Origin of the sequence: Pseudomonas sp. CM25 (assembly GCF_013179705.1) — a bacterium.
GTDB lineage: Bacteria > Pseudomonadota > Gammaproteobacteria > Pseudomonadales > Pseudomonadaceae > Aquipseudomonas.
On record NZ_JABMCW010000274.1, the window covers coordinates 1 to 7,590 of the forward strand.

Annotated in this window: 7 protein-coding genes; all 7 read left to right on the forward strand. The window is 64.3% G+C overall.

The genetic code is table 11. The annotated features are described in order from the left end of the window. The coding region (benA, locus tag HP546_RS22660; RefSeq protein ID WP_172229732.1) for a benzoate 1,2-dioxygenase large subunit at positions 1 to 1,280 on the forward strand (1,280 nt) is incomplete at its 5' end. Beyond that, positions 1,277 to 1,762: a benzoate 1,2-dioxygenase small subunit gene (benB, locus tag HP546_RS22665; protein ID WP_172229734.1), complete on the forward strand. Its 486-nt coding sequence runs from the start codon at positions 1,277 to 1,279 to the stop codon at positions 1,760 to 1,762. The genes benA and benB, both read left to right, overlap by 4 nt. Before the next feature lie 72 nt (positions 1,763 to 1,834). After that, entirely contained in the window at positions 1,835 to 2,845 is a 1,011-nt protein-coding gene (gene benC, locus HP546_RS22670) for a benzoate 1,2-dioxygenase electron transfer component BenC (protein ID WP_172229736.1), read from the forward strand. A gap of 144 nt (positions 2,846 to 2,989) precedes the next feature. Next, on the forward strand, positions 2,990 to 3,751 hold the full coding sequence (locus HP546_RS22675; RefSeq protein WP_172229738.1) for a 1,6-dihydroxycyclohexa-2,4-diene-1-carboxylate dehydrogenase: 762 nt from the start codon (positions 2,990 to 2,992) through the stop codon (positions 3,749 to 3,751). A 57-nt stretch (positions 3,752 to 3,808) separates the two neighbouring features. Next, complete coding sequence (locus tag HP546_RS22680; protein ID WP_172229740.1) at positions 3,809 to 5,137, forward strand: aromatic acid/H+ symport family MFS transporter; 1,329 nt, start codon at positions 3,809 to 3,811, stop codon at positions 5,135 to 5,137. Between the two features lie 20 nt (positions 5,138 to 5,157). Further along, the gene (locus HP546_RS22685) at positions 5,158 to 6,357 is read left to right on the forward strand and encodes a benzoate/H(+) symporter BenE family transporter (RefSeq protein ID WP_172229742.1); all 1,200 of its coding nucleotides are present in this window, start codon (positions 5,158 to 5,160) and stop codon (positions 6,355 to 6,357) included. Between the two features lie 54 nt (positions 6,358 to 6,411). Next, on the forward strand, positions 6,412 to 7,590 hold a 1,179-nt coding region (locus HP546_RS22690; RefSeq protein ID WP_172229744.1), incomplete at its 3' end, for an OprD family porin.

Here is a 7,590-nt window from a genome sequence, read left to right on the forward strand (position 1 = left end):
TGTTCACCGACCCACGCCTGTTCGACCTGGAGATGAAACACATCTTCGAGGGCAACTGGATCTACCTGGCCCACGAAAGCCAGATCCCCGAGAAAAACGATTTCCTCACCCTGACCATGGGGCGCCAGCCGATTTTCATCGCGCGCAACAAGGACGGTGAGCTCAATGCCTTCCTCAACGCCTGCAGCCACCGCGGCGCCATGCTGTGCCGGCACAAGCGCGGCAACCGCTCCAGCTACACCTGCCCGTTCCACGGCTGGACCTTCAACAACAGCGGCAAATTGCTAAAGGTCAAAGACCCGAGCAACGCCGGCTACCCCGACAGCTTCAACTGCGACGGCTCGCACGACCTGACCAAGGTCGCGCGCTTCGAGTCTTACCGTGGCTTCCTGTTCGGCAGCCTGAATGCCGATGTGAAACCCCTGGTCGAACACCTGGGTGAGTCGGCCAAGATCATCGACATGATCGTCGACCAGTCGCCTGAAGGCCTGGAGGTGCTGCGCGGTGCCAGCTCGTACGTTTACGAGGGCAACTGGAAACTCACCGCCGAGAACGGCGCCGACGGCTACCATGTCAGCTCCGTGCACTGGAACTACGCCGCCACTCAGAACCAGCGCAAGCAGCGCGAGGCCGGTGACGAGATCAAGACCATGAGCGCCGGCGCCTGGGCCAAGCAGGGCGGTGGTTTCTATTCCTTCGACCACGGCCACCTGCTGCTGTGGACCCGCTGGGCCAACCCCGAAGACCGCCCGGCCTACGAGCGTCGCGAGCAGCTGGCCGCTGACTTCGGCCAGGCGCGTGCCGACTGGATGATCGAGAACTCGCGCAACCTGTGCCTGTACCCGAACGTGTACCTGATGGACCAGTTCAGCTCGCAAATCCGCGTCGCCCGGCCGATTTCGGTGAACAAGACCGAAATCACCATCTACTGCATCGCCCCCAAAGGCGAGAGCGCCGATGCCCGCGCCAAGCGCATCCGCCAGTACGAAGACTTCTTCAACGTCAGCGGCATGGCCACCCCGGACGACCTGGAAGAGTTCCGTTCGTGCCAGACCGGCTATGGCGGCGGTACCGGCTGGAACGACATGTCCCGTGGCGCAGCGCACTGGGTTGAAGGCGCCGACGAAGCGGCCAGGGAGATCGAACTGCAGCCGTTGCTGTCTGGCGTGCGCACCGAGGACGAAGGCCTGTTCGTGCTGCAACACAAGTACTGGCAGGACACCATGATCCAGGCGCTCAAGGATGAGCAGCAACTGATCCCCGTGGAGGCCGTGCAATGAGCCTGTACGAGACCGTGCGCGACTTCCTCTACCGCGAAGCGCGCTACCTGGACGATGCCCAGTGGGACCAGTGGCTGGAGCTGTACGCCAGCGACGCAACGTTCTGGATGCCCAGCTGGGACGATGACGACACCCTCACCGAAGATCCGCAAAGCGAGATCTCGCTGATCTGGTACGGCAACCGTGGCGGCCTGGAAGACCGCGTGTTCCGCATCAAGACCGAGCGCTCTAGTGCGACCGTGCCCGACACCCGCACCTCGCACAACATCAGCAACATCGAGATCGTCGAGCAGGGCGAGGGCAGCTGCCAGGTGCGCTTCAACTGGCACACCCTGAGCTTCCGCTACAAGACCACCGACAGTTACTTCGGCAGCAGCTTCTACACCCTCGACCTGCGCGGCGAGCAGCCGCAGATCTTGGCCAAGAAGGTGGTGCTGAAGAACGACTACGTGCGTCAGGTCATCGACATCTACCACATCTGATCCAGTGTTTTGCGAGCACTGCCCGGTGTGTCAGCCGACGCGCCGTGGTCAGGCTCGCCCGCGAGGTGCAACATGAGTTTCCAGATCGCACTCAATTTCGAAGACGGTGTTACCCGTTTCATCGAGGCCAGCGGCCATGAGACCGTGGCCGACGCTGCCTACCGCCAAGGCATCAACATTCCGCTGGACTGCCGCGACGGCGCCTGCGGTACCTGCAAGTGCAAGGCCGAGGCCGGGCGCTACGACCTGGGCGACAATTTCATCGAAGACGCCCTGAACGAAGACGAAATCGCTGAAGGCTATGTACTGACCTGCCAGATGCGCGCCGAAAGCGACTGTGTCATCCGCATTCCGGCGTCATCGCAACTGTGCAAGACCGAACAGGCCAGCTTCGAGGCGGCCATCAGCGACGTGCGCCAGTTGTCGGCCAGCACCATTGCCCTGTCGATCAAGGGCGAGGCGCTGAGCCGCCTGGCTTTCCTGCCAGGGCAGTACGTCAACCTCAAGGTCCCGGGCAGCGAGCAGAGCCGCGCCTATTCATTCAGCTCGCTGCAGAAGGACGGCGAAGTCAGCTTCCTGATCCGCAACGTGCCGGGCGGGCTGATGAGCAGTTTCCTGACCAGCCTGGCCAAGGCTGGCGACAGCATGAGCCTGGCCGGGCCCCTGGGCAGCTTCTACCTGCGGCCAATCCAGCGCCCGCTGTTGCTGCTGGCTGGCGGCACCGGCCTGGCACCGTTCATCGCCATGCTGGAGAAGATCGCCGAGCAGGGCAGCGATCACCCGCTGCACCTGATCTATGGCGTGACCAACGACTTCGACCTGGTCGAGCTCGACCGCTTGCAGGCCTTTGCCGCGCGCATCCCCAACTTCACCTTCAGCGCTTGCGTGGCCAGCCCGGACAGCCAGTACCCGCAGAAGGGCTACGTGACCCAGCACATCGAGCCACGCCACCTCAATGATGGCGACGTCGACCTGTACCTGTGCGGGCCGCCGCCGATGGTCGAGGCGGTCAGCCAGTACGTGCGCGAGCAAGGCATTACCCCGGCCAACTTCTACTACGAGAAGTTCGCCGCAGCGGCCTGATTCCTTCACCCGAACATAGCACCGCCCCTTGTGGGAGCGGGTTCACCCGCGAAGAGGCCGGCCGGTACAACGACATTGCCTGGTCGGACGCATTCGCGGGTAAACCCGCTCCCACAGGGATCGCGGGCAGGCGGAGATTTGAGTATGAACAACAGATTCCAAGGCAAGGTCGCCCTGGTTACCGGCGCCGCGCAAGGCATCGGCCGGGGTGTGTGCTGGCGGCTCAAGGCCGAAGGCGCGCAGGTGGTGGCGGTGGACCGCTCCGAACTGGTTCACGAACTGGCCGGCGAGGGCATGCTGACTCTCACCGCCGACCTGGAACAGCACAGCGACTGCGCCCGGGTCATGGCCAGTGCGGTAGAGGCCTTCGGCCGCCTCGATATCCTGGTCAACAACGTCGGCGGCACCATCTGGGCCAAGCCCTTCGAGCACTACCAGGTCGAGCAGATCGAAGCCGAAGTACGCCGCTCGCTGTTCCCCACCCTGTGGTGCTGCCACGCCGCGCTGCCGTACATGCTTGAACGCGGTGCCGGCGCCATCGTCAACGTCTCGTCCATCGCTACCCGCGGCGTCAACCGTGTCCCGTATGGCGCGGCCAAGGGCGGCGTCAACGCGCTGACCGCGTGCCTGGCGTTCGAAACCGCCGGCCGTGGCATCCGCGTCAACGCCACCGCACCCGGCGGCACCGAGGCGCCACCGCGGCGGGTGCCGCGCAACAGCGCCGAGCAGAGCGAGCAGGAAAAACACTGGTACCAACAGATCGTCGACCAGACCCTCGACAGCAGCCTGATGCACCGCTACGGCAGCATCGATGAACAGGTCGGGGCGATTCTGTTCCTGGCCTCGGACGAGGCGTCCTACATCACCGGCGTGACCTTGCCGGTAGGGGGCGGCGACCTCGGCTGAGCAGCCCCCCCACGGCAACAGCTTTTCACCACAACAAAAACAAGAGCGATAGATGCCATGCGAACCCTCGACGTACATCCGATCATCGATAACGCGCGCTTTACCCCGTTTCACTGGATGGTCATGGCCTGGTGCGGCCTGCTGCTGATCTTCGACGGCTATGACCTGTTCATCTACGGCGTGGTACTGCCGGTAATCATGAAAGAGTGGGGCCTTACCCCGTTGCAGGCCGGTGCGCTGGGCAGCTACGCGCTGTTCGGCATGATGTTCGGCGCGCTGGCGTTCGGCAGCCTGGCCGACCGTATCGGGCGCAAGAAGGGCATCGCCATCTGTTTCGCCCTGTTTTCCGGGGCGACCATTCTCAACGGCTTCGCCAGCAGCCCCAGCGAGTTTGGCATCTACCGCTTCATCGCCGGCCTGGGTTGCGGGGGGCTGATGCCTAACGCCGTGGCCCTGATGAACGAATACGCGCCCAAGCGCCTGCGCAGCACGCTGGTAGCGATCATGTTCAGTGGCTACTCGCTGGGCGGCATGCTTTCGGCAGGCGTGGGCATCTTCATGTTGCCGCGGTTCGGCTGGGAGTCGATGTTCTTCGCCGCCGCCGTGCCGCTGCTGCTGTTGCCGGTAATCCTTTACTACTTGCCGGAATCGATTGGCTTTCTGGTGCGCCAAGGCCGCATCGAAGAAGCGCGCAAGCTGCTCAAACGACTGGACCCGACGTGCGACGTGCAGGCCGATGACGTGCTGCAGGCGGTGGACCGCAAAAGCAGCGGGGCGTCAGTGCTCGACCTGTTCCGCGACGGCCTGGCCATCCGCACCCTGGCCTTGTGGCTGGCGTTCTTCTGCTGCCTGCTGATGGTCTACGCGCTGAGTTCCTGGCTGCCCAAGCTGATGGCCAACGCCGGCTACAGCCTGGGCTCAAGCCTTTCGTTCCTGCTGGCGCTGAACTTCGGCGGCATGGCCGGGGCAATTCTTGGCGGCTGGCTGGGCGACCGCTACAACCTGGTCAAGGTCAAGATGGCGTTCTTCATCGCCGCTGCGCTATCGATCAGCCTGCTGGGGGTAAACAGCCCAACGCCGCTGCTTTACCTGCTGATCTTCATTGCCGGTGCCACCACCATCGGTACGCAGATCCTGCTGTATGCCGGCGCCGCGCAAATGTACGGTCTGTCGGTGCGCTCCACCGGTCTTGGCTGGGCTTCCGGTATCGGCCGCAACGGCGCCATCGTCGGGCCGCTGCTGGGCGGTGCACTGATGGGAATCAACCTGCCGCTGCAGCTCAATTTCATCGCCTTCGCCATCCCTGGTGCCATTGCCGCACTGGCCATGGCTGTGCACCTGGCCAGCGGCCGGCGGCATGCCCAGGCCATTGCGGCCCAGGCCTGAATCGAACTGCGCGAGGTGCCATGAAAACCCTGATCAAGGACAGCTCGCTGTCCGCCATCGTCGCTGGCTGCATCGCCACGATGATCTCTTATGCCGGCCCGCTGGTGATCATCTTCCACGCCGCGGAGGCCGCCGGCCTGTCTCACCAGCAGCTGTCGTCCTGGGTGTGGGCGGTGTCCATGGGCAGCGCCGTGCTTGGCGCGCTGCTCAGCCTGCGTTACCGGGTGCCGGTGGTCATCGCCTGGTCGATCCCCGGCTCTGCGCTGCTGGTAACCGCCTTGCCGCAGCTCGGCCTGGAACAGGCAGTGGGTGCCTACCTGGTGGCCAACCTGGTGCTGCTGCTGATCGGCATCAGCGGCGCCTTCGACCGCATCATTGCGCGCCTGCCAGGCTCCATCGCCGCCGGCATGCAGGCGGGCATCCTGTTCAGCTTCGGTAGCGAGGTATTCCGCGCCTTGCCGCTACAGCCGCTGCTGGTAATGGCGATGTTCGTCACCTACGTGCTGATGCGCCGGCTGCAGCCGCGCTATGCAGTGGCAGCGGTGCTGTGCGTCGGCACGCTGGTGACCGTGGCCAGCGGTGCGTTGCGCAGTGAAGCACTGGTGCTGGAGCTGGCTTCGCCGCAACTGATCACCCCGCAGTTCAGCCTGGCGGCGCTGTTCAGCCTGGCGCTGCCGATGGTGCTGGTGGCACTGACCGGGCAGTTCATGCCGGGCATGGCGGTGCTGCGCAACGCCGGATACGCAACGCCTGCCAGCCCGCTGATCAGCGCCAGTGCCTTGGCCGGTGCGGTGCTTGCGCCCTTTGGTTGCCACGGGCTGAACCTGGCGGCAGTTACCGCCAGCCTGTGCACCGGCCACGAAGCCCATGCGAACCCGCGCCGCCGCTATGTGGCGGCAGTGGCCGGCAGTGCACTGTACCTGCTGCTGGGCATTGCCGGGGCCACGCTGATGTCGCTGTTTGCAGCCTTTCCCGCCGCACTGATCGCCGCCCTGGCCGGGTTGGCCCTGTACGGCGCGATCAGCGAAGCCCTGGCCCGCAGCCTGGCCGAGCCGGCCGAGCGCGATGCCGGGCTGTTCACATTCCTGGTCACCGCTTCGGGGGTGGCCTTCCTGGGCCTGTCGGCGGCGTTCTGGGGCTTGGTGTTCGGCCTGCTGGCCCACGCGCTGCTGCGGTTGCGCCGGCCACAGGCACGGGAGGTGCTGCGCCGTAACCCATGAACCGCTGCTGTTCCAACGCTTTATCCATAAAAACAAGATCAAGAGAGCTTCGGAATGAACCACACCCCCTGCGTCGCCCTGGGCATGACTTTGCTCAGCCAACCGTTGCTGGCCGCCGAAGGCGGTTTCTTCGAAGATTCGAAGGCCAGCCTCAGTGCCCGTAACTACTACTTCAGCCGCGACTTCTCCGACATTGTCGGGGCCAACCAGCAGTCCAGGGCCGAGGAGTGGGCCCAGGGTTTCATCCTCGATTTCAAGAGCGGCTACACCCCAGGCACGCTCGGCTTCGGCGTGGATGCCCTGGGGCTGCTGGGGATCAAGCTCGACAGCAGCCCGGACCGTGTCAACACCGGCCTGCTACCGGTGCATGGCGATGGTCGCGCTGCCGACGAATACAGCCGCCTGGCGCCTACCTTCAAGGCACGGCTGTCAAAGACCGAGCTGCGCGTGGGCGAGCTGCAACCGAACCTGCCGGTACTGACCTTCAGCGACATCCGCCTGCTGCCGCCGACCTACCAGGGGGCGAGCGTGAGTTCGGCGGAAATCGACGGGCTGACGGTGCAGGCCGGTCACCTGAAAAGCACCCACCTGCGCAACGAAGGGGGCGACGGCAAGATGAACGCCATGCTCGGCCATGTGCCGATGCGCCAGGCACAAAGCGATGCGTTCAACTACGTGGGCGGCGACTATGCGTTCAACGCCAACCAGAGCAGCATCAGCCTGTGGTACGGGGAACTGGAAGATATCTACCAGCAAGGCTTTGTCGGGCTCAAGCACAGCAAACCGGTAGGGGATTGGGTACTCAGCGCCAACCTGGGGTATTTCACTGCGCGTGAAGCGGGCGAGGCGCTGCTCGGCAACATCGACAACCAGGCGTTCTTCTCGATGTTCACCGCCCGGCATGGCGGGCACAGCTTGCATGTCGGCTACCAGGGTATCTACGGCGACAGCCCGTTCCCACGGGTATTCGCCAACATCTCGCCGCTGGGCAACGAAGTCCCGACCTACGAGTTCGCCTACACCGACGAGCGCTCCTACCAGGTGCGTTACGACTACAACTTCGCAGCCATGGGCGTGCCGGGGCTGACCACGACGGTGCGCTACATCACCGGTAACAATGTAGATACCGGGCAGGGTTATGAAGGGCGTGACCGCGAGCGCGACCTAGATATCGGCTATGCGGTGCAGAGCGGGGTGCTGAAGGGCCTGGGGATTCGGCTGCGCAACGCCATG

Bases quoted from the DNA above. Each gene is read 5' to 3' on its own strand.
- benB (WP_172229734.1), top strand. From the start codon at position 1,277: ATGAGCCTGTACGAGACCGTGCGCGACTTCCTCTACCGCGAAGCGCGC.
- HP546_RS22680 (WP_172229740.1), top strand. From the start codon at position 3,809: ATGCGAACCCTCGACGTACATCCGATCATCGATAACGCGCGCTTTACC.
- HP546_RS22675 (WP_172229738.1), top strand. From the start codon at position 2,990: ATGAACAACAGATTCCAAGGCAAGGTCGCCCTGGTTACCGGCGCCGCG.
- benC (WP_172229736.1), top strand. From the start codon at position 1,835: ATGAGTTTCCAGATCGCACTCAATTTCGAAGACGGTGTTACCCGTTTC.
- HP546_RS22685 (WP_172229742.1), top strand. From the start codon at position 5,158: ATGAAAACCCTGATCAAGGACAGCTCGCTGTCCGCCATCGTCGCTGGC.